The organism is Streptomyces sp. RK9, assembly GCF_045070545.1.
In the GTDB taxonomy this organism is placed as follows: Bacteria; Actinomycetota; Actinomycetes; order Streptomycetales; family Streptomycetaceae; genus Streptomyces; species Streptomyces alboflavus.
Genome location: NZ_CP173703.1, coordinates 2,723,468 through 2,743,265 on the forward strand (window position 1 = coordinate 2,723,468; position 19,798 = coordinate 2,743,265).

Consider the following 19,798-nt stretch of genomic DNA (forward strand, 5'->3'; position numbering starts at 1 on the left):
TGGCGCTCGTGAAGCCGCGGACCCGGACCTCGTACGAAGAACCCCACGACCAGGAGCGTGCCCCCGTGAACCGCCTCATCGCGGACGACGTGACCATCGGCTACGACCAGCGTGTCATCGCGGAGAAGCTGTCCGTGGAGATCCCCGACAACTCCTTCACGGTGATCGTCGGTCCGAACGCCTGCGGCAAGTCGACGCTCCTGCGTGCCCTGTCGCGGATGCTCAAGCCCTCCGCCGGGCGGGTGCTCCTCGACGGCCAGACCATCCAGTCGCTGCCCGCCAAGCAGGTCGCGCGGACGCTCGGGCTGCTGCCGCAGTCGTCCATCGCCCCCGACGGCATCACGGTCGGCGACCTGGTGGCGCGCGGCCGCTACCCGCACCAGGGGCTGCTGCGGCAGTGGTCCAAGGAGGACGAGCGGATCGTGCGCGAGTCCATGGAGTCGACCGGCGTCGCCGAGCTGGGGGACCGGTACGTCGACGAGCTCTCCGGCGGTCAGCGCCAGCGCGTGTGGATCGCCATGGCGCTCGCCCAGCAGACGCCGCTGCTGCTGCTCGACGAGCCGACCACGTTCCTCGACATCCAGCACCAGATCGATGTCCTCGACCTGTGCGCCGATCTGCACGAGGAGCAGGGGCGGACGCTGGTCGCCGTGCTGCACGACCTGAACCACGCCGCGCGGTACGCCACACATCTGATCGCGTTGCGTGACGGGAAGGTGCTGGCCGAGGGGGCTCCCGGGGAGATCGTCACCGCCGAGTTGGTGGCGGAGACCTTTGGGATCAAGTGTCAGGTGATTGATGATCCTGAGACGGGGACGCCGTTGGTGGTGCCTGCGGCTCGTAAGGCCCGCGTGGGCTCGCGCGGCGCGTAGGGCTGGGGCGGGGTTGTTGTCAGAGCAGTTTGCGCAGGTGCAGGAGGTCCCTCAGGCCTGCCTCCAGTTTGACCCTGCCTGACGTCCACGCCTTGGCGAAGTTCAGGTTGCCGTCGACCATCGCCACCAGGTCGTCGCCTGTCATGGCCAGGCGGATCTGGGCCTTCTCGTGGGGTGGTCCTGGGTGCTCGTCGAGGACCTCGATCCGGCCGTTCTGGAGGCGGCCGGTGAGGGTGACGTCGAGATCTCTGAGGTGGCAGCTCAGGGAGCGGTCGAGCGCGGCGGCACTGCGTACGTCGCCGTCCGCGGCCGCGAGGTTGTCCGAGAGTTTGTCGAGTGCGCTGCGGCACTCCGCCATGGTCGCCATCGTGATCGACGGTACCGCAGAGCTTCGATGTAGCGTCGTGGCATGAGCGACTGGACGCCGGGCCGCGAGCCCGAGCCCACAGAGGCGGAGTCCGAGATTCCGGTGGAGGCGGACGCCGATGTTCCGGTGAATCCGGAAGCTGGTGCTCCGGTGCGCTCGGAGGCCGACGCCGACCCCTCCGAGCCCGCCCCGCTGGAAGTCGTCCGCACCCCCACAGGGAACGCCGAGGTGGACGCCCAGCTCCAGCGTCTCGGCGACGCCGACCACCTCGCCACCGACGGCCACATCGAGGTGTACGAGGATGTGCACCGGGGCCTGCGCGACGCGCTGACCGCGCTGGACGCACGCCCCGGGCCGCCCGCCCCCGCGGGGGCGCCCGCACCGACTGACAACAGGAGCTGAACCGAACGTGGCAGGAGTGGCACGCCGCCGCCTCGACGCCGAGCTGGTCCGCAGGAAGCTCGCGCGCTCGCGCGAGCACGCGAGCCAGCTGATCGCCGCCGGCCGGGTGAGCGTCGGCAAGACCCTCGCGACCAAACCGGCCACGCAGGTGGAGACCGCCGCCGCGATCGTCGTCACCCAGGACGACGACGATCCCGACTACGTCTCGCGCGGCGGCCACAAGCTCGCCGGCGCCCTGCAGGCCTTCGTCCCGCACGGGCTCGCCGTCGAAGGGCGGCGCGCCCTCGACGCGGGCGCCTCCACCGGCGGCTTCACCGATGTGCTGCTGCGCGCGGGCGTCGCGCACGTCGTCGCCGTCGACGTCGGCTACGGCCAGCTCGCCTGGTCGCTGCAGAGCGACGACCGGGTCACCGTCAAGGACCGTACGAACGTACGCGAGTTGACGCTCGACCTCATCGACGGCGAGCCCGTCGACCTGGTCGTCGGCGACCTGTCCTTCATCCCCCTCGGGCTCGTGCTGCCCGCCCTCGCGCGCTGCGCGGCGCCCGACGCGGACCTCGTCCTGATGGTGAAGCCGCAGTTCGAGGTCGGCAAGGAGCGCCTCGGCAGCGGAGGTGTGGTGCGCAGCGAGGAGCTGCGGGCCGAGGCCGTGCGGACCGTGGCACGGCAGGCGTGGGGGCTCGGCCTCGGGGTGCGCGGCGTGACCGCGAGCCCGCTGCCCGGGCCCTCCGGGAACGTCGAGTACTTTCTGTGGCTGCGCGCCGGGGCGCCGGAACTCGACCCGGCGGACGTCGACCGTGCCGTGGCGGAGGGGCCCCGTTGAGTCAGACCCGAGCTCGTACTGTTTTTCTCCTTGCGCACACCGGCAGGCCCGCGGCCATCCGCAGTGCCGAACTCGTCGTGCAGGGGCTGCTGCGCAGCGGCCTCGGCGTGCGGGTGCTCGAGGCGGAGGCGGCGGACCTGCCGCTGCCCGACGAGGTGGAGCTGGTCAAGGAGGCGACACCCGCGTGCCTCGACGCCTGCGAACTCCTCATCGTGCTCGGCGGTGACGGGACGCTGCTGCGCGGCGCCGAGTTCGCCCGTGCCTCCGGCGTGCCGATGCTCGGCGTGAACCTCGGCCGCGTCGGCTTCCTCGCCGAGGCCGAGCGGGACGACCTGGACAAGGTCGTCGACCGCGTCGTCACCAAGGCCTACGAGGTCGAGGAGCGCATGACCGTCGACGTCGTCGTGCACAGCAACGGCGACGTCGTCCACCGCGACTGGGCGCTCAACGAAGCCGCCGTGCAGAAGATGTCGGCCGAGCGGATGCTCGAGGTCGTCCTGGAGATCGACGGCCGCCCCGTGACCGGCTTCGGCTGCGACGGCATCGTCTGCGCCACGCCGACCGGCTCGACCGCGTACGCCTTCTCGGCGGGCGGGCCCGTGGTGTGGCCGGAGGTCGAGGCGCTGCTCATGGTGCCGATCAGCGCGCACGCCCTCTTCGCCAAGCCGCTGGTGACCTCGCCGGACTCGGTCCTCGCCGTCGAGGTCCAGCCGCACACGCCGCACGGGGTGCTGTGGTGCGACGGGCGGCGCACCGTCGAGTTGCCCGCCGGGGCGCGCGTCGAGGTCCGCCGGGGAGCGGTGCCGGTGCGGCTCGCGCGGCTGCACCACGCGTCGTTCACCGACCGGCTGGTGGCCAAGTTCGCCCTGCCGGTCTCGGGGTGGCGGGGGGCGCCGCAGTAGCGCTTCGCTGGATGGGCGGGGTGATCCTGCGGGTCGGCTGTGCTTTCCTGCGGGGCGGCTGTGTTGATTCCTGCGGTGCGGTGGGGGCTGGGCGCGCAGTTCCCCGCGCCCCTTGCGGGGCGAGGTCGGTGTGCAGTTCCCCGTGCCCCTTGCGGGGGCGGGGCGGGACTCGCCAGAGCCGTTCCGATGTGGGCAGGGTCAGGTCGCGTTGACCACGGTGATGGCACGGCGCCGCAGCACCGCCGTCACCGGGAAGCCTGTGGCGCCGAGGGCCAGGAGCAGCGTGCCGGTCGCCACGCCCGTCGGCACCACCCACGGCAGATGCGGGACCGCCGAGCCGAAGGCGGTGCTGAGCATCGGGGCGAGGGTCGCGAGGGCGATCACGCCGCCGAGCAGCAGCGCCGTCCCGGCGACGACCACCGCCTCCCAGGCCGCCATCGCCCGCACCTGGCGGCGCTGGGAGCCCACGACCCGCAGCAGGGCCAGGTCGCGGCGGCGCTCGAAGGAGATCATCGCGAGGGTGTTGGCCGAGGCTATGGCCGCGAAGCCCGCGTACAACGACGTGCCCATGTAGTCCATCCAGACCTCGCCCGTGCTGCCCGCGGAGCCGGTGTGGTGCTGGGCCGTCGTATGCATCGCGATCTTCGTGAGGCCGAAGCCGACGACGAGCAGGAGCGGCACCACCGCCGCGGAGAAACGGCGCGGCTGGGAACGGACGTTGAGCATCGCCAGGCGTGCCGCGCCGCCGCCCAGACGGCCCACGGCCGCCGACACCAGCCAGGCCGCGGGCCCGATGAGCCGCGGGCCGAGCAGCCCCGCGCCCACGCAGAACAGGATGAGGACCAGGAACGCCCCCTCGCCCGCCTCGTCCGCGGGCTGCCGCGAGAGCAGCACCGACAGGACGACACCGCCCGCGACCGCGAGCAGCCCGAGCGGCGCCCGAAGCAGCCCGAGCCCGCGCCGCCCCGCCGCTGCCTCGTGCAGCGCGCGTGCGGGCCGCAGCAAGGAGAAGCGCAGCGAGGACAGCACGGCGGCCAGCGCCGAAGTGATCACGGCCACGCCCAGGCACACGGGCAGCGCGAGCCAGCTGAAGCGGAAGGACACCTCGGCCGGAACCAGACCGTGCGTGACCATCCCCCGGAACCACACGCGGGCCAGCACGCCGCCGAGCGCGAAACCCACCAGGGCCGCGGGCACGGACGCGGCCAGGGACTGGACGGCCACCGCGCGGCGGACCTGGCGGGGCCTGGCGCCGATGGAGCGGACCAGGGCCAGCTCGCGGTGCTGCTGCACCACGGCCGTGCCCATGGTCGACGCGACCACGAATATCGACATGTAGATGGAGCCGATCAGAAGCACGGCCGCCGTGTCGCCCACGCCGTTCTCCGTGAGCGTCGCGCGGGCCTCGCGCGAAAGGCCGTCCGTGCTCGTCGTGCGCAACACCATCGTCGACGCGCTCACGACCGTCGCCGCGAACAGCGCCGCGACGGCCGTGCCGATGAAAGCCGGGCGGTGTGCGCGCAGCGCCGCCCGTGCCAGTCCCGTACTCATATCGATCATGATCCTGCGGCGGGGCGGCCGCCCACCATGAAGGCCGCCGCAGAATCCGACTGGGGAAAACCCCACCCCGGCGGGTGACAGGTGACGTTTTCGGGGCCTTCGCCACCTGCGCGTTCACGCAAGGACGCCAGGGCACGTCGCACAGCGGACCCGTGACCTCGTAAGGTCGTGTGCGTGTTGGAGGAGATGCGGATACGGTCGCTCGGAGTCATCGACGACGCGGTGGTCGAGCTGTCGCCCGGCTTCACCGCCGTGACCGGTGAGACCGGAGCGGGCAAGACGATGGTCGTCACGAGCCTCGGCCTGCTGCTCGGCGGGCGCGCCGACCCCGCCCTGGTGCGGATCGGCGCCAAGTCGGCGGTCGTGGAGGGGCGCATCACCGTGCCCTCGGACGCCGCCGCGGCCGTGCGCGCCGAGGAGGCCGGGGCCGAACTCGACGACGGGGCGCTGCTCGTCAGCCGGACGATCTCCGCCGAGGGCCGCTCACGCGCCCACCTCGGCGGGCGCTCGGTGCCGGTCGGCGTGCTGTCCGAGCTGGCCGACGACCTCATCGCCGTGCACGGGCAGAGCGACCAGCAGGGCCTGCTCAAGCCCGCCCGGCAGCGCGGCGCGCTCGACCGGTACGCGGGCGAGGCCGTCGCCGTGCCCCTCGACAAGTACGCCGCCGCGTACCGCAGGCTGCGGGCCGTCGCCACGGAGCTCGACGAGATCACCACGCGCGCCCGCGAGCGCGCCCAGGAAGCGGACATGCTCCGCTTCGGCCTGGAGGAGATCGCCGCCGTCGAGCCCCGCGCGGGCGAGGACACCGAACTCGCCGCCGAGGCCGAGCGCCTGGGGCACGCCGAAGCGCTCGCCTCCGCCGCGACGCTCGCCCACGCCGCCCTCGCCGGGAACCCCGAGGACCCCGAGGGCGTGGACGCCACCACCCTCGTCGCCGGCGCCCACCGCGCCCTCGAAGCCGTCCGCTCCCACGACCCCGCCCTCGCCGTCCTCGCCGGGCGCATCGGCGAGATCGGCATCCTCCTGTCGGACGTCGCGGGCGAACTCGCCGGGTACGCCGACGACCTCGACGCCGATCCGCTGCGGCTCGCCGCCGTCGAGGAGCGGCGGGCGGCCCTGACGCAGCTCACCCGCAAGTACGGCGAGGACGTCGGGGCCGTCCTCTCCTGGGCCGAGGACGGGTCCGCGCGGCTCGTCGAGCTGGAGGGCGACGACGATCGGCTCGCCGGGCTCACCGCCGAGCGGGACGCGCTGAGCGCCGAGCTGTCCGGGCTCGCCCGGGCCCTCACCGAGGCCCGTGTCGAGGCCGCCTCGCGGTTCGCCGCCGCCGTCACCGAGGAGCTGGCCTCGCTCGCCATGCCCCACGCGCGCGTCACCATCGACGTACGTCAGACCGACGATCCCGACGGGGTCGAGATCGACGGCCGTACCGTCGCCTACGGGCCCGCCGGGGTCGACGAGGTCGAGCTGCTGCTCGCCCCGCATCCCGGTGCGCCGGCCCGGCCCATCGCCAAGGGGGCCTCCGGCGGTGAGCTGTCCCGCGTCATGCTCGCCGTCGAAGTCGTCTTCGCCGGTACGGATCCCGTGCCCACCTATCTCTTCGACGAGGTCGACGCCGGGGTCGGGGGGAAGGCCGCCGTCGAGATCGGGCGGCGGTTGGCCCGGCTCGCCAAGTCCGCTCAGGTCGTTGTCGTCACCCACCTTCCGCAGGTGGCGGCGTTCGCCGATCGGCAGCTTCTGGTCGAGAAGACGAACGACGGGTCCGTGACGCGGTCCGGGGTGCAGGTTCTCGAAGGGGAGGACCGGGTGCGGGAGTTGTCCCGGATGCTGGCCGGGCAGGAGGACTCCGAGACGGCTCGGGCGCATGCGGAGGAGTTGTTGGCTGCGGCTCGGGGGGATGGGTGAGGGTGGGTGTCCTCGCGGGGGCGCCCCAGTCCCGCCCCTTCTCCGAAACCGGGGGCTGCGCCCCCTGGACCCCCCTGATCGGCGCTACGCGCCTCGTCCTCAAACGCCGGACGGGCTAGATCATGTGCGGCTAGCTCTCAGCCCCTCCGGCGATTGAGGAGCGGGGTCTGGGGCGGAGCCCCCCCCCACGCGGCGGAGCCGCACATCGTCACAGCCGGGAAGGGGTGGGGTTGGGGAGCCCCCGGCAAGGCCCCCGTACCCTCGCCCCCATGATCACCCCCTCCCGCCGCCGCCCCGCCTTCCTGCTCGCCGCCACCGCCACCCGCGCCGCCCTCGCGGCGCTGCGCACCCGCCCGCCGGGCGCCCCCGCCCGATGGCAGCGGACGAACTTCGCGGGCCGGACCGTCGAGTTGCACGCGGGCCCCGCGGCGGCCGTCGGCGCCGCGGTCGGGGCGGTGGCGCTCGCGCCCCGGCCGCGCGCGGCAGCGGGCCTCGCCGTGCTGGCGGCGGGGGCCTGCGGGGCGTACGACGACGTGGTGGGCGCGCAGGACCCGCGGCGCGGGTTCCGGGCGCACCTGACGGCGTTGCGGGCGGGCGAAGTGACCAGCGGGGCCGTGAAGTTGTTCGGGGTCTCGGCCGCCGCGCTCGCCGCGGGTGCCCTGCTCAAGGAACGTCCCGTCGACAAGGTGCTCGCGGGCGTCGTCATCGCCGGTACCGCTCACTTCGTGAACCTCGTGGACGTACGGCCCGGCCGCGCCGCCGCCACGGTGCTCGCCCTCGGCGCGCCCGGCCTGCTGCGCGCGGGCCCGGGCGCCACGCTCGCCGCCGCGTCGATGGGCGCGGCCGCCGCTGTCCTGCCCGACGACATCGCCCAGCGCACGATGATCGGCGACACGGGGGCGCACGCCCTCGGCGCGGCCCTGGGCGCGGCCATCGTCGCGGGCAACCACCGCGTCGGCCTCGCCGCCCACGCCGCGGGGCTGGTCGCCGCGGCGGTGTGCGGGGACACGGTGAGCAGGCTGGCTCGGACCGGGCTTGCGCCGGAGGGGGCGCGGGCCGCTGCGTGAGCGGGGCGAAGGGGAGGCGTTGAGGGAGAGTTGCGGGAGAGGGGGGGCGGAGCAGCGCGGGACGGGGACGGCTGCCACAGCCACGATCGGGGCGGCGGGGCGAGGGAGAGAGCGGGCCGCGAGGCGTTGGCGGGGCGAGGGAGAGTGCGGGCCGCGAGGCGTTGGTGGGGTGTGGGAGGGCGGGCCGCGAGGCGTTGGTGGGGTGTGGGAGGGCGGGCCGCGAGGCGTTGGTGGGGTGTGGGAGGGCGGGCCGCCAGGCGTTGGTGAGGTGCGGGAGAAGGGGTGGGGCACGGGTTCTGTTCGGGATTTCGGGGAGGGGAGAGCCGGACCCGCCCCCGCTGCCGGATCCAACTTCGGCAAAGGCTTTCCGCCGTGGCGTCGGGCTTGCGAAGATGCGGGGGCCGACGGGCCTTCGGCCGGAGGGGGCGATCGGTCGCGGACCTCGCCCCGGGCCCCGCGCCCGTGCTCACCCGAGTGGGTGATCCGGCGCGTGAAGTTGTCCGGCCCGACGCGGAAGGGACCTTTCAGCAGTGCCGGAACGACCGTACGTACTGGCATTCTTGGCGCTGTCCGTGGGCGGGCCACCGACCGCCCGTACCGCCGGCGCCCGCCCATCCCTCGGCGCGCCGCCCAGCCGCCGACCCGACCCAGGAGCCCCGGCCACGTGAGCCACGTGAGCACCCCCGCACCGCAAGGCCAGCCGCCGCTGCACACCGTGCAGGTCCTCGGCGGCGGCAGCGCGGGAAGCAGCGCGCACGTCAGGTCCCTGGCGACAGGACTCGCGGCGCGCGGCGTGCGCGTCACCGTGTGCGCCCCCACCGAGGCCGACGAGGCGTACGACTTCGCGGGCACCGGCGCCCGCCACGTCCCCGTGCCGCGCCGCAGCGACCCCGCGTCCGTCGCCGCCCTGCGGACCGCCTGCGCCGACGCCGACCTGGTGCACGCGCACGGGCTGCACGCCGCCCTGCGTGCCGCCATCGCCCTCACCGGCCGCCGCATCCCGCTCGTCGTCACCTGGCACACCCGCGCCCAGGCCTCGGGCGCCCGCGCCCACGTCCTGCGCGTCCTGGAGCGGCGCGTCGCCCGGGCCGCCGCCGTCGTCCTCGGCACCTCGTCCGACCTCGTCGTCCGGGCCCGCGGCCGGGGCGCACGCGACGCCCGCCTCGCGCCCGTCGCCCTGCCCACGCCCCGCCGCGCCGAGCGCACGGACGACGAACCCACCGGGCCCCGCCACAAGATCCGCGCCGAACTCGGCGCCGTCGACCGCCCCCTGCTCCTCGCCGTCGGCTCCCTGGAGTCCCACCGCGGCTACGACGTCCTGCTGGACGCCGCCCGCGCCTGGGCCGGGCTCGCCCCGCTGCCGCTGCTCGTCGTCGCGGGCGAGGGGTCCGCGCGCGCCGCCCTCCAGGACCGCATCGACGCCGAAGGCCTGCCCGCGCGGCTCATCGGGCGCCGGGAGGACGTACCGGAACTCCTCGCCGCCGCCGACCTCGTGGTGCTGCCCAGCGAGTGGGAGTCCCGCTCCCTGCTCGCCCAGGAGGCCCTGCACGCGCGCGTGCCGCTCGTCGCCACCGCCGTCGGCGGCATCCCCGAACTCGTCGGCGACGCCGCCGAACTCGTCCCGTACGGGGACGCCCGGGCCCTCTCCGACGCCGTCACCCGGCTTCTGGCCGACGACGCGCGCCGCCGGGAGCTGAAGGACCTGGGCACCGCCCAGGCCGCCACCTGGCCCACGGAGGACGAAACGGTCACTCAAGTGTTGAGTGTCTACGACGAGTTGACTCAGCCGATCATTTCGTACTGATGGGCCGAGCCGTTCGTTTCGTGCGGAGCGGTCGCGTCCGTTCGTGTGGGGCGGTCGAGCGGGGCGTACGGAGTGGTCGAGTGCGTCGTCTCACGGCACGTGCCTGCGGGCCCGCAGCGCCAGGCTGAGGGCGAGGACCGTCTGCGGGTCGTCCAGGTCCGTGCCGAGGAGTTCGCCGATGCGGGCCAGACGGTTGTAGAGGGTCTGGCGGTTGAGGTGCAGCTCGCGGGCCGTCTCCGCCTTGCGGCCCGCGTGCGCCAGATAGGTCTGGAGGGTGGGGAGCAGGGGCGGCTTGGAGCGCTGGTCGTGGTCGCGCAGGGGACCGATGGCGCGGTCCACGAACGCGGCGAGCGCGGTCCCGTCGTGCTGGTGCAGGCGCCACAGGAGCAGGTCGATGTCCAGGCGCCGCGCGTCGTACCAGGGCCTGTCCGGCAGCCCCTGCGCCGCCGTCGCCGTCTCCGCAGCGTGCCGCAGGCCCGAAGCGGCCGCCGCCCAGCCGCCCGCCACGCCGACCACCACGAGCGGCGGCTGCGCCCCGGCCCGCCGCATGCCCGCCCGCTCGACCCCGGCCCGCAGCGCCGCCGCGACCCGGTCCGCGACCGTCGTGCGCTCGGGCTCCGCGCGCAGCCCCAGCAGGAGCGGAACCCTCCCTTCCACGGGGCGTACGCCGAGCAGCACCGGCACGCCCACCGACGCCAGCTCCTCCGCGACCGCGCGGGCGAGGACGGCCCAACCGCCGCCGGTCGGCAGGCCGTCGGGGATCCGCATGACCACCGGGAGCAGCGGGCTCGACCCCGGCTTGAAGCCGAGGACGCGGGCCTGGGCGGGCGCGTCCTCGGGGGTGATGCGGCCCTCGGCGAGGTCGGTGAGGAAGTCGCCGCGGCCGCGGGCGGCCAGCTCCTCCTCCTGCCTCGCCTGCATCAGGACCACCGCGAGGCTGCCCGCGGCCCGCTCGGCGGCGATCCGGTGGACGGGGAGCAGCGCGGACTCCACGGCGAGCAGGACCAGGCGGGCCCGCACCGATCCGGCGCCGGGGCCGCCGCCGGGTACGTCCACGAGGACGGCGCCCGCGGGGGGCTCGGCCCGGTCCTCGGGGCGGCCTCGCAGGCCTTCCCAGACCTGGAGCGGGTCGGCGCAGGCGCTGCCCGCCCCGGCGGCGTACAGGAGCTGGCCGTCGGCGGTCTCCAGGAACACCGGGTTGCCGCTGAACTCGGCGAGGACGGAGAGTACTTGGGGGATGCCGCCGCCGGAGAGCAGGGCCCCGGTGCAGCGGCGGTGCACCTCCTCGGCGCGGCGCAGGAGCGCGTAGTGGCCGTTGACGATCTCCGTGTGCACCTCTTCGGTGACCGTCACGAAGGGCACCTCGCGGTGCAGCTGGACCAGGGGCAGGCCGGCCGCGCGGGCCGTGTCCACGAGTGCGGCGGGCAGGCGCGTGAAGCGCGGGCCGAGCTCGACGACCAGGGCGGCGATGCCGCGTTCGGCGAGGTCGCGGACGAAGGCGCGCTGTTCGGCCGGGCGGGAGCCGAGGCCGAGGCCGGTGGTCAGGAGGAGTTCGCCGCCCTTGAGGAGCGAGGCGATGTTCGGGACCTCGCCCGCGTGCACCCAGCGCACCGTGCGGCCGAGCCGGTCGCCGCCCGCGACGATCTCCGGGAGGCCGCCGCGCAGACCGGGGAGTTCCAGTGCCCGCTGTACGGTGATGCCGCCCTGAGTGTCCTGACTGTCCATGGGGCGGACGCTACCTGACCAGGCCGGGTGGGCCCGTCGCCGTGCGGGCGGCGATGTCCTGGCCGCCGGGACCGGGCGGCGCCGGCCGGCGCCGCCCTCGTACGAACCGGTGCTAGCCCCCGTACGCCCCCGAAGCCGTCAGCCGCAGTGCCGTGTCGATGAGCGGCACATGGCTGAACGCCTGCGGGAAGTTGCCGACCTGGCGCTGCAGGCGCGGGTCCCACTCCTCGGCGAGCAGGCCGAGGTCGTTGCGCAGGTCGAGCAGGCGCTCGAAGAGCTTGCGGGCCTCGTCGACGCGGCCGATCATCGCGAGGTCGTCGGCCATCCAGAACGAGCAGGCGAGGAACGCGCCCTCGTCGCCCTCCAGACCGTCCACGCCCGCGTCGTCGCCGGAGGTCGGATAGCGCAGGATGAAGCCGTCCGGCGTGGACAGCTCGCGCTGGATGGCCTCGATGGTGCCGATGACGCGCTTGTCGTCGGGCGGCAGGAAGCCCACCTGCGGGATGAGGAGCAGCGAGGCGTCCAGCTCCTTGGAGCCGTACGACTGCGTGAAGGTGTTGCGCTCCTTGTCGTAGCCCCGCTCGCAGACGTCCCGGTGGATGTCGTCGCGCATGTCGCGCCAGCGCTCGAGGGGGCCGTCGGCGTCGCCGGACTCGATGAGCTTGATGGTGCGGTCGACGGCGACCCAGGCCATCACCTTGGAGTGCACGAAGTGGCGGCGCGGTCCGCGCACCTCCCAGATGCCCTCGTCGGGCTGGTCCCAGTGCGTCTCCAGATAGCGGATCAGCTTGAGCTGGAGCAGCGAGGCGTAGTCGTTGCGGGCGAGGCCGGTCATGTGGGCCAGGTGCAGGGCCTCGGTGACCTCTCCGTAGACATCGAGCTGGAGTTGGTGGGCGGCGCCGTTGCCCGCGCGGACGGGCGCCGAGTTCTCGTACCCCGGAAGCCAGTCCAGCTCCGCCTCGCCGAGCTCGCGCTCGCCCGCGATGCCGTACATGATCTGCAGGTTCTCGGGGTCGCCCGCCACCGCGCGGAGCAGCCACTCGCGCCAGGCGCGGGCCTCCTCGCGATAGCCGGTGCGCAGCAGCGAGGAGAGCGTGATGGCGGCGTCGCGCAGCCAGGTGAAGCGGTAGTCCCAGTTGCGGGAGCCGCCGATGTCCTCCGGCAGGGAGGTGGTGGGCGCGGCGACGATGCCGCCCGTGGGGGCGTACGTCAGTGCCTTGAGGGTGATCAGGGAGCGGACCACGGCCTCGCGGTAGGGCCCGTGGTACGTGCACTGGGCGACCCAGTCGCGCCAGAACTCCTCCGTCGCCGTGAGCGCCGCCTCCGGCTCCGGGTGGGCGGGCTGCTCCTTGTGCGAGGGCTGCCAGGAGATGGTGAAGGCGATCCGGTCGCCGGGGGCGACGGTGAAGTCCGAGTACGTCGTGAGGTCCTTGCCGAAGGTCTCGGCGGTGGTGTCGAGCCACACCGAGTCCGGTCCGGCGACGGCCACCGTGCGCCCGTCGACCTTGTGCACCCACGGCACCACGCGGCCGTAGCTGAACCGCATCCGCAGGGCGGAGCGCATCGGCACCCGGCCGCTGACGCCCTCCACGATCCGCACCAGCTGCGGGGCGTCGGAGTCGCGCGGCGGCATGAAGTCCGTGACCCGGACCGTGCCGCGCGGGGTGTCCCACTCGGACTCCAGGATCAGGGAGTCGCCGCGGTACGTCCGCCGGGTCGACGGTGCGGGCCGTGTGCCCGGACCATGGGCGGGGCCCAGCCGCCAGAAGCCGTGCTCCTCCGTGCCGAGGAGACCGGCGAAGACGGCGTGGGAGTCGAAGCGGGGCAGACACAGCCAGTCGACCGTGCCGTCCCGGCAGACCAGCGCGGCGGTCTGCATGTCCCCGATCAGTGCGTAATCCTCGATGCGCCCGGCCACGTGCATCCCCATTCAAACGGCCACGTTCGCCCGCTCACGGGGCGCTCGTTCTACGGTCAAGGGTTCGCTGTAAAACGAACTGCCGGGCCCGAAGGTTTCCAGTGATGTCCAGAAGTGCCGACGGGGGATGGTTCAGCCCGTGCGCACGGCTCGGCAGCGAGTGTCCGAGCAACATACATCGACGCCCCGGATATCTGCCCGCTCGTCCCGCCAACGTGACTACGCCGAACGTGTTCCGGGTGAAAGCCGTGCCCGTCCGGTACCCGCCGCGTGTTCGAGCGGTGAAGATCATGTACGTGATGTGAAAGCGCGTGTCAAGACGTGGCCGGAAGCAGCCCCCGTCTGTCGCTGATACCCTGGTAGCCCGTGAGCCGGTGGTCCTAGAACCCCCGAACCGCAGCGACGGCACCTCCCTCCGACCAAAGGAGCGGACGCCGGTACGCACCTCCAGACCGCGACGCACGGGAGCCCCCTCTTGGCCATGCCACCCACATCCACGACGACCAAGCACATCTTCGTCACCGGGGGTGTCGCCTCCTCCCTCGGCAAGGGCCTGACGGCCTCCAGCCTGGGTGCGCTCCTCAAGGCCCGGGGCCTGCGCGTCACGATGCAGAAGCTCGACCCGTACCTGAACGTCGACCCCGGCACGATGAACCCCTTCCAGCACGGCGAGGTGTTCGTCACCAACGACGGCGCCGAGACCGACCTGGACATCGGCCACTACGAGCGCTTCCTCGACGTCGACCTCGACGGCTCGGCCAACGTCACCACCGGCCAGGTCTACTCCCAGGTGATCGCCAAGGAGCGCCGCGGTGAGTACCTGGGCGACACCGTGCAGGTCATCCCGCACATCACCAACGAGATCAAGCACCGCATCCGCCGCATGGCGACGGACGAGGTCGACGTCGTGATCACCGAGGTCGGCGGCACCGTCGGCGACATCGAGTCGCTTCCGTTCCTGGAGACCGTCCGCCAGGTCCGCCACGAGGTCGGCCGCGACAACGTCTTCGTCGTGCACATCTCGCTGCTCCCGTACATCGGCCCCTCCGGCGAGCTGAAGACCAAGCCGACCCAGCACTCCGTCGCCGCCCTGCGCAACATCGGCATCCAGCCCGACGCGATCGTGCTGCGCGCCGACCGCGAGGTCCCGACCGCCATCAAGCGCAAGATCTCGCTGATGTGCGACGTCGACGAGGCCGCGGTCGTCGCCGCCATCGACGCCAAGTCGATCTACGACATCCCGAAGGTCCTGCACACCGAGGGCCTGGACGCCTACGTCGTCCGCAAGCTGGACCTGCCCTTCCGCGATGTGAACTGGACCCAGTGGGAGGACCTGCTCGACCGGGTCCACAACCCCGACCACGAGGTCGCCATCGCGCTGGTCGGCAAGTACATCGACCTGCCCGACGCCTACCTCTCGGTGACCGAGGCGCTGCGCGCCGGCGGCTTCGCCAACAAGGCCCGCGTCAAGATCAAGTGGGTCACCTCCGACGACTGCAAGACCCCGGCGGGCGCCGCCAAGCAGCTCGGCGACGTCGACGCGATCTGCATCCCCGGCGGCTTCGGCGACCGCGGTGTGTCCGGCAAGGTCGGCGCGATCCAGTTCGCCCGCGAGAACAAGATCCCGCTGCTCGGCCTCTGCCTCGGCCTGCAGTGCATCGTGATCGAGGCGGCCCGCAACCTCGCGGACATCCCGGACGCCAACTCCACCGAGTTCGACTCCGCCACCTCCCACCCGGTCATCTCCACCATGGCCGAGCAGCTCGACATCGTCGCGGGCGAGGGCGACATGGGCGGCACCATGCGGCTCGGCATGTACCCGGCCAAGCTCGCCGAGGGCTCCATCGTGCGCGAGGTGTACGACGGCAAGGAGTACGTCGAGGAGCGCCACCGCCACCGCTACGAGGTGAACAACGCCTACCGCGCGGACCTGGAGAAGCAGGCCGGCATCCTCTTCTCCGGCACCTCGCCCGACGGCAAGCTCGTCGAGTACGTCGAGTACCCGCGCGAGGTCCACCCCTACCTGGTCGCGACCCAGGCGCACCCCGAGCTGCGCTCGCGCCCGACCCGGCCGCACCCGCTCTTCGCGGGCCTGGTGAAGGCCGCCGTCCAGCGCCAGCAGGCCGCGGGCAAGTAGCGGCGGGATACGGTTGCCGGGGTACGCGCCTGGTGGGCGCGCACCCCGGTTTCTGTTTTTGCACGTGGGAGGACAGCGCGACATGACGATCAAGGACACCGCCGAGGAGTGGCAGGTCACGGCGAGCCAGACCCCGTTCGTCGGCAACAAGACCTCGGTGCGCACCGACGACGTCGTCATGCCGGACGGGACAGTCGTCCGCCGCGACTACCAGGTCCACCCCGGCTCGGTGGCCGTGCTCGCCCTCGACGACGAGAACCGCGTCCTGGTGATCCGTCAGTACCGCCACCCGGTGCGCCACAAGCTCTGGGAGATCCCCGCGGGCCTGCTCGACGTCCCCGGCGAGAACCCGCTGCACGCCGCGCAGCGCGAGCTGTACGAGGAGGCGCACGTCAAGGCCGAGGACTGGCGGGTGCTCACCGACGTCTACACCACGCCCGGCGGCTGCGACGAGGCCGTGCGGGTGTTCCTCGCCCGTGACCTCTCCGAGGCCGAGGGCGAGCGCTTCGAGGTCTCCGAGGAGGAGTCCGACATGGAGCTGGCCCGGGTGCCCCTCGCGGACCTGGTACGCGGTGTGCTCGCCGGCGAGCTGCACAACAACTGCCTCGTCGTGGGCGCCCTGTCGCTCACCGCGGCGCTCCAGGGCGACGGCGTGGACTCCCTGCGCCCGGCTGACGCGCCGTGGCCCGCACGACCGTTCGAGGCCTGAGCGGCGAACGCCCCCGGCACCCCCGAGTCGCCCGTCCGGCGGCGCGCGGTCTGACGATCTCCTGATCCGATCGGGCGACTTGTGGGCCCCGTGCGGCCCGGAACGCGGCAGGGCCTGAACTAGGCTCTGAAAGCGTCCCGACCGGAGTCCCGGCGGGTTCGTGCGCAGGCGGACGGGAGCGTTACCCGTGACGGATCAGGCGGTCGACACGGACGGTTCGGCGAGTGGCGCGCCGACGCCAGGCGGCGCGGTCGCCACCGCGGACGGCAGCCGATTCGTCGGCCGCCACCGGGAGTTGAAGGAACTCCGCGCCGACATCGACCGCGCGGGACTCGACACCCTCTCCGGCCGCAAGGCGCCCCGCGCCCGCGTCCTGCTCGTCGCGGGCCGCCCCGGCTCAGGACGCACCGCCCTCGCCGAGGAACTCGCCCGGCAGCTCGCCGACGCCTACCCCGACGGTGTCCTGCGCGCCCGCCTCACCGACCCCGACGGCGCCGCCGTCCCCACCGAGCGCACCGCCCGCGAACTGCTCGACGCGCTCGGCGCCCCCGCGCCCGCCGGAGCGGACGAGGACGACCTGGCCGCAGACCTGCGCGCCGCCCTCGACGGCCGCCGCGCCCTGCTCCTCCTCGACGACGTCACCGACGGCGAGGGCGGCGCGCAGGTCGACCCGCTGCTCCCGGACACCCCCGACTGTCTGGTCGTCGCCGTGTCCGCGGGCCCGCTCACCGGCATCCCCGACGTCCGCCCCTGCACCCTGGGCGGCCTGGACACCAAGGCCGCCCTCGACCTGCTCGCCCGCAGCGCGGGTTCGGTGCGCATCACCGTCGACCCGCGCTCCGCGGAGAGCCTGGTCGAGGCCTGCGGCGGGAATCCGGCCGCGCTCGTCATCGCGGGCGGCTGGCTCGCCGCCCGCCCCAAGGCCGCCGTCGCCGACCTCGCCAAGCAGGTCAGGGACTGCCCCGAGGAGGGTGCCGCCGACTCCGGCCTCGCCCGGGTCTTCCAGCACACCTATGCCGCCCTTCCCGCGCCCGCCGCCCGGATACTGCGCCTGCTCTCCCTCGCCCCCGCCGGGTACGTCGACCCGCACACCGCGTCGGCGCTCGCGGGCTGTTCGGTGTCCGCGGCCTGCGCCACGCTCGACGACTTCGTCGCGCTCGGCCTGCTGCGGGCGGTGGCGTCGCCGCTGCCGCAGTACGAGGTGCCCGGGTGTCTGGTGCCGCTCCTGCGGGAGTTGACGGGGACTCAGGACCGGCCGGGGGAGGTGCAGTTGGCGCGGGCCCGGATGCTGGAGCGGACCGTGCGGCTGCTCCAGTCCTGCCGTGCGGTCACCGAGCCCGACGGCTCGACGGCGCGCAAGAGACTCGCCGGACTGCCCCGGGCGCTGCGCTTCCCGACCCCGCGCGCCGCCGCCGAGTGGCTGCGGATCCGCCAGCCCGCGCTGCTCGCCGCGGCCCGGCTCGCGGTCGCGGACGGCGAGCTCGACACCCTCGCCCGCCGCCTCATGGCCGCCCTCGCCCGCGCCCTGGTCGCACACCGGGGCACGCGGGACGCGGCGCCCGAGCTGTACGCGATCCACCAGCTCGTCCTCGACGTCGCCGAGCGCAGGGACCTGCCGCGGGAGCAGGCCGCCGCGCTCCTGAACCTCGCCGACCTGGACGCGCAGACGGGGCGCACGCACGAGGCCCTGGCCCGCTATCGCGCCGCGCTCGACCGCGGCCGGGTCGCCGGGGACCCGTACGCGACCGGCCGCGCGATGGAATCCGTAGGCGGCGCCTACCAGGAGCTGGGGGACTGGGCGCGGGCCGCCGACTGGTACGGCAGGGCCCTCGCCCAGCGCCTGGCCCGCGACGAGCGCGCAGACGCCGCCCGGCTGCACGGCCGCATCGCCACCACCCACACCTACGCGGGCCGCTACGGCGAGGCCCTGCGCAACTGGCGCTCGGCCGTCGCGGGCCTGCGCAAGACCGGCGACGTGGCGGGCCGGGCCCGGGCGCTGAGCGAGATGGCGCGCGTCCAGGAGTACGCGGGGCGGCCCGAGGAGTCCCTGCGCACCTGCCAGGAAGCGGCCGAGTGGGCGCGCGAGGCGGCGGACGTGCGCCTCCAGGCGGCCCTGCAGGTGCGCCTCGCGGACACCCTGGAACGGCTCGGGGACCCGACCGCCGCCGGGCTGCACCGCGCGGCCGCCGAGCGCATGCTGGGAGGGGAGTTTCCCGAGGTCGCAGGGCCTGCGCCACAGCATCGGGAAGAACATCACAACGAAGATGGACCAGCGGCCTCCGCCTACGAAATCCGTAGTGCATCCGGCCAAGATTGAAGCTTTGAAAGGCTGGACAGCGGGAAATCCTTCATTAGACTGGCTCCGCCGCGTGCTTCGTGGTGTCTTCCGATGCGCTCGTTTGCGTACCGGTTTGTACTCCATTGTCCGAACCCCCCCAGAGCCAAGGACCGTGATCGACGTGAAGGTCGGCATCCCCCGCGAGGTCAAGAACAACGAGTTCCGGGTGGCCATCACCCCCGCCGGCGTGCACGAGCTGGTGCGCCACGGCCACCAGGTCGTCATCGAGCGCAACGCCGGTGTCGGCTCCTCGATCACGGACGGCGAGTACATCGCCGCCGGCGCCGAGATCCTGGAGACCGCCGACGAGGTGTGGGCCACCGCCGACCTGCTCCTGAAGGTCAAGGAGCCGATCGCCGAGGAGTACCACCGCCTCCGCAAGGACCAGACGCTCTTCACCTACCTGCACCTGGCCGCCTCCAAGGAGTGCACGGACGCCCTCCTGGAGTCCGGCACCACCGCCATCGCCTACGAGACGGTGGAGCTGCCCAGCCGCGCCCTGCCGCTGCTCGCCCCGATGTCCGAGGTCGCGGGCCGCCTGGCCCCGCAGGTCGGCGCCTACCACCTGATGCGCGCCAACGGCGGCCGCGGTGTGCTGCCCGGCGGCGTCCCGGGTGTGGCCGCGGGCAAGGCCGTCGTCATCGGCGGCGGCGTCTCCGGCTGGAACGCCGCGCAGATCGCCATCGGCATGGGCTTCCACGTGACCCTGCTCGACCGCGACATCAACAAGCTCAAGGAAGCCGACAAGATCTTCGGCACGAAGATCCAGACCGTCGTCTCCAACTCCTTCGAGCTGGAGAAGGCCTGCCTTGAGGCCGACCTCGTCATCGGCGCCGTGCTCATCCCGGGCGCCAAGGCCCCCAAGCTCGTCACCAACGAGCTGGTGTCCCGCATGAAGCCCGGAAGTGTCCTTGTCGACATCGCGATCGACCAGGGCGGCTGCTTCGAGGACTCGCGTCCCACCACGCACGCCGAGCCGACCTTCCCGGTCCACAACTCGGTCTTCTACTGCGTCGCCAACATGCCCGGCGCGGTGCCCAACACCTCCACGTACGCCCTGACCAACGCCACGATGCCGTACATCGTCGAGCTGGCGAACCGCGGCTGGGTCGAGGCCCTGCGCCGCGACCCCGCGCTCGCCCTGGGTCTCAACACCCATGACGGCAAGGTCGTTTACAAGGAGGTCGCCGAGGCGCACGGTCTCGAGCACGTCGAGATCGAGTCGCTGCTCGGCTGACCGCCACGCCGACCACGGCTTTTCCGTCGGCT

Annotated in this window: 15 protein-coding genes; 11 read left to right on the forward strand and 4 right to left on the reverse strand. The window is 73.5% G+C overall.

All coding sequences use genetic code 11. From position 1 onward, the window contains the following. Positions 1 to 65: 65 nt before the first annotated feature. On the forward strand, positions 66 to 872 hold the full coding sequence (locus AB6L24_RS11030) for an ABC transporter ATP-binding protein (RefSeq protein ID WP_405654639.1): 807 nt from the start codon (positions 66 to 68) through the stop codon (positions 870 to 872). A gap of 19 nt (positions 873 to 891) precedes the next feature. Here AB6L24_RS11030 and AB6L24_RS11035 read toward each other — a convergent pair whose 3' ends face one another. Next, positions 892 to 1,239 carry an SCP2 sterol-binding domain-containing protein gene (locus AB6L24_RS11035; protein WP_380852178.1) on the reverse strand — a complete coding sequence of 116 codons (348 nt, stop codon included), beginning with the start codon at positions 1,237 to 1,239 and terminating at the stop codon, positions 892 to 894. A gap of 42 nt (positions 1,240 to 1,281) precedes the next feature. Between AB6L24_RS11035 and AB6L24_RS11040 the strand changes: the two genes are divergently transcribed. The 3 genes from AB6L24_RS11040 to AB6L24_RS11050 are packed head-to-tail and all read left to right on the forward strand — an operon-like array spanning position 1,282 to position 3,366. Then, on the forward strand, positions 1,282 to 1,641 hold the full coding sequence (locus AB6L24_RS11040) for a hypothetical protein (protein WP_405654641.1): 360 nt from the start codon (positions 1,282 to 1,284) through the stop codon (positions 1,639 to 1,641). Positions 1,642 to 1,648: 7 nt separating this feature from the next. Then, positions 1,649 to 2,464, forward strand: coding sequence for a TlyA family RNA methyltransferase (locus tag AB6L24_RS11045; protein WP_030356043.1), 816 nt, complete (start codon positions 1,649 to 1,651; stop codon positions 2,462 to 2,464). Beyond that, positions 2,461 to 3,366, forward strand: coding sequence for an NAD kinase (locus AB6L24_RS11050; protein ID WP_190119106.1), 906 nt, complete (start codon positions 2,461 to 2,463; stop codon positions 3,364 to 3,366). The genes AB6L24_RS11045 and AB6L24_RS11050 overlap by 4 nt, the downstream gene beginning before the upstream one ends. A 198-nt stretch (positions 3,367 to 3,564) precedes the next feature. On the opposite strand, the gene AB6L24_RS11055 is transcribed toward AB6L24_RS11050, so the two are convergent. After that, positions 3,565 to 4,917 carry an FtsX-like permease family protein gene (locus tag AB6L24_RS11055; RefSeq protein ID WP_405654644.1) on the reverse strand — a complete coding sequence of 451 codons (1,353 nt, stop codon included), beginning with the start codon at positions 4,915 to 4,917 and terminating at the stop codon, positions 3,565 to 3,567. A gap of 195 nt (positions 4,918 to 5,112) precedes the next feature. On the opposite strand from AB6L24_RS11055, the gene recN reads away from it, so the two are divergent. From recN to AB6L24_RS11070, 3 genes are all read left to right on the forward strand, one after another. Beyond that, positions 5,113 to 6,831 (forward strand): DNA repair protein RecN, encoded by a 1,719-nt coding sequence (gene recN / locus AB6L24_RS11060; protein WP_405657126.1) that lies wholly within the window; start codon positions 5,113 to 5,115, stop codon positions 6,829 to 6,831. Positions 6,832 to 7,100: 269 nt separating this feature from the next. Beyond that, on the forward strand, positions 7,101 to 7,898 hold the full coding sequence (locus tag AB6L24_RS11065) for a hypothetical protein (protein WP_405654646.1): 798 nt from the start codon (positions 7,101 to 7,103) through the stop codon (positions 7,896 to 7,898). 664 nt (positions 7,899 to 8,562) lie between these two features. Further along, positions 8,563 to 9,702 carry a glycosyltransferase family 4 protein gene (locus AB6L24_RS11070; protein WP_405654648.1) on the forward strand — a complete coding sequence of 380 codons (1,140 nt, stop codon included), beginning with the start codon at positions 8,563 to 8,565 and terminating at the stop codon, positions 9,700 to 9,702. A 90-nt stretch (positions 9,703 to 9,792) separates the two neighbouring features. Here AB6L24_RS11070 and AB6L24_RS11075 read toward each other — a convergent pair whose 3' ends face one another. Next, on the reverse strand, positions 9,793 to 11,427 hold the full coding sequence (locus AB6L24_RS11075; RefSeq protein WP_405654649.1) for a PucR family transcriptional regulator: 1,635 nt from the start codon (positions 11,425 to 11,427) through the stop codon (positions 9,793 to 9,795). 112 nt (positions 11,428 to 11,539) lie between these two features. Then, complete coding sequence (locus AB6L24_RS11080) at positions 11,540 to 13,351, reverse strand: glycoside hydrolase family 15 protein (RefSeq protein WP_405657128.1); 1,812 nt, start codon at positions 13,349 to 13,351, stop codon at positions 11,540 to 11,542. Between the two features lie 475 nt (positions 13,352 to 13,826). Between AB6L24_RS11080 and AB6L24_RS11085 the strand changes: the two genes are divergently transcribed. From AB6L24_RS11085 to ald, 4 genes are all read left to right on the forward strand, one after another. Next, positions 13,827 to 15,482 carry a CTP synthase gene (locus AB6L24_RS11085; RefSeq protein ID WP_385725342.1) on the forward strand — a complete coding sequence of 552 codons (1,656 nt, stop codon included), beginning with the start codon at positions 13,827 to 13,829 and terminating at the stop codon, positions 15,480 to 15,482. 82 nt (positions 15,483 to 15,564) lie between these two features. Then, positions 15,565 to 16,191, forward strand: coding sequence for an NUDIX domain-containing protein (locus tag AB6L24_RS11090; protein ID WP_405654651.1), 627 nt, complete (start codon positions 15,565 to 15,567; stop codon positions 16,189 to 16,191). A 187-nt stretch (positions 16,192 to 16,378) separates the two neighbouring features. Next, the gene (locus AB6L24_RS11095; RefSeq protein WP_405654653.1) at positions 16,379 to 18,508 is read left to right on the forward strand and encodes a tetratricopeptide repeat protein; all 2,130 of its coding nucleotides are present in this window, start codon (positions 16,379 to 16,381) and stop codon (positions 18,506 to 18,508) included. A 133-nt stretch (positions 18,509 to 18,641) separates the two neighbouring features. After that, positions 18,642 to 19,766, forward strand: coding sequence for an alanine dehydrogenase (gene ald, locus AB6L24_RS11100; RefSeq protein ID WP_405654655.1), 1,125 nt, complete (start codon positions 18,642 to 18,644; stop codon positions 19,764 to 19,766). Positions 19,767 to 19,798: the final 32 nt, after the last annotated feature.

Coding starts and splice junctions, on each gene's coding strand:
- AB6L24_RS11035 (WP_380852178.1), bottom strand. CDS start 1,239: ATGGCGACCATGGCGGAGTGCCGCAGCGCACTCGACAAACTCTCGGAC.
- recN (WP_405657126.1), top strand. CDS start 5,113: ATGCGGATACGGTCGCTCGGAGTCATCGACGACGCGGTGGTCGAGCTG.
- AB6L24_RS11085 (WP_385725342.1), top strand. CDS start 13,827: ATGCCACCCACATCCACGACGACCAAGCACATCTTCGTCACCGGGGGT.
- AB6L24_RS11065 (WP_405654646.1), top strand. CDS start 7,101: ATGATCACCCCCTCCCGCCGCCGCCCCGCCTTCCTGCTCGCCGCCACC.
- AB6L24_RS11080 (WP_405657128.1), bottom strand. CDS start 13,351: ATGCACGTGGCCGGGCGCATCGAGGATTACGCACTGATCGGGGACATG.
- AB6L24_RS11090 (WP_405654651.1), top strand. CDS start 15,565: ATGACGATCAAGGACACCGCCGAGGAGTGGCAGGTCACGGCGAGCCAG.
- AB6L24_RS11075 (WP_405654649.1), bottom strand. CDS start 11,427: ATGGACAGTCAGGACACTCAGGGCGGCATCACCGTACAGCGGGCACTG.
- AB6L24_RS11040 (WP_405654641.1), top strand. CDS start 1,282: ATGAGCGACTGGACGCCGGGCCGCGAGCCCGAGCCCACAGAGGCGGAG.
- AB6L24_RS11055 (WP_405654644.1), bottom strand. CDS start 4,917: ATGAGTACGGGACTGGCACGGGCGGCGCTGCGCGCACACCGCCCGGCT.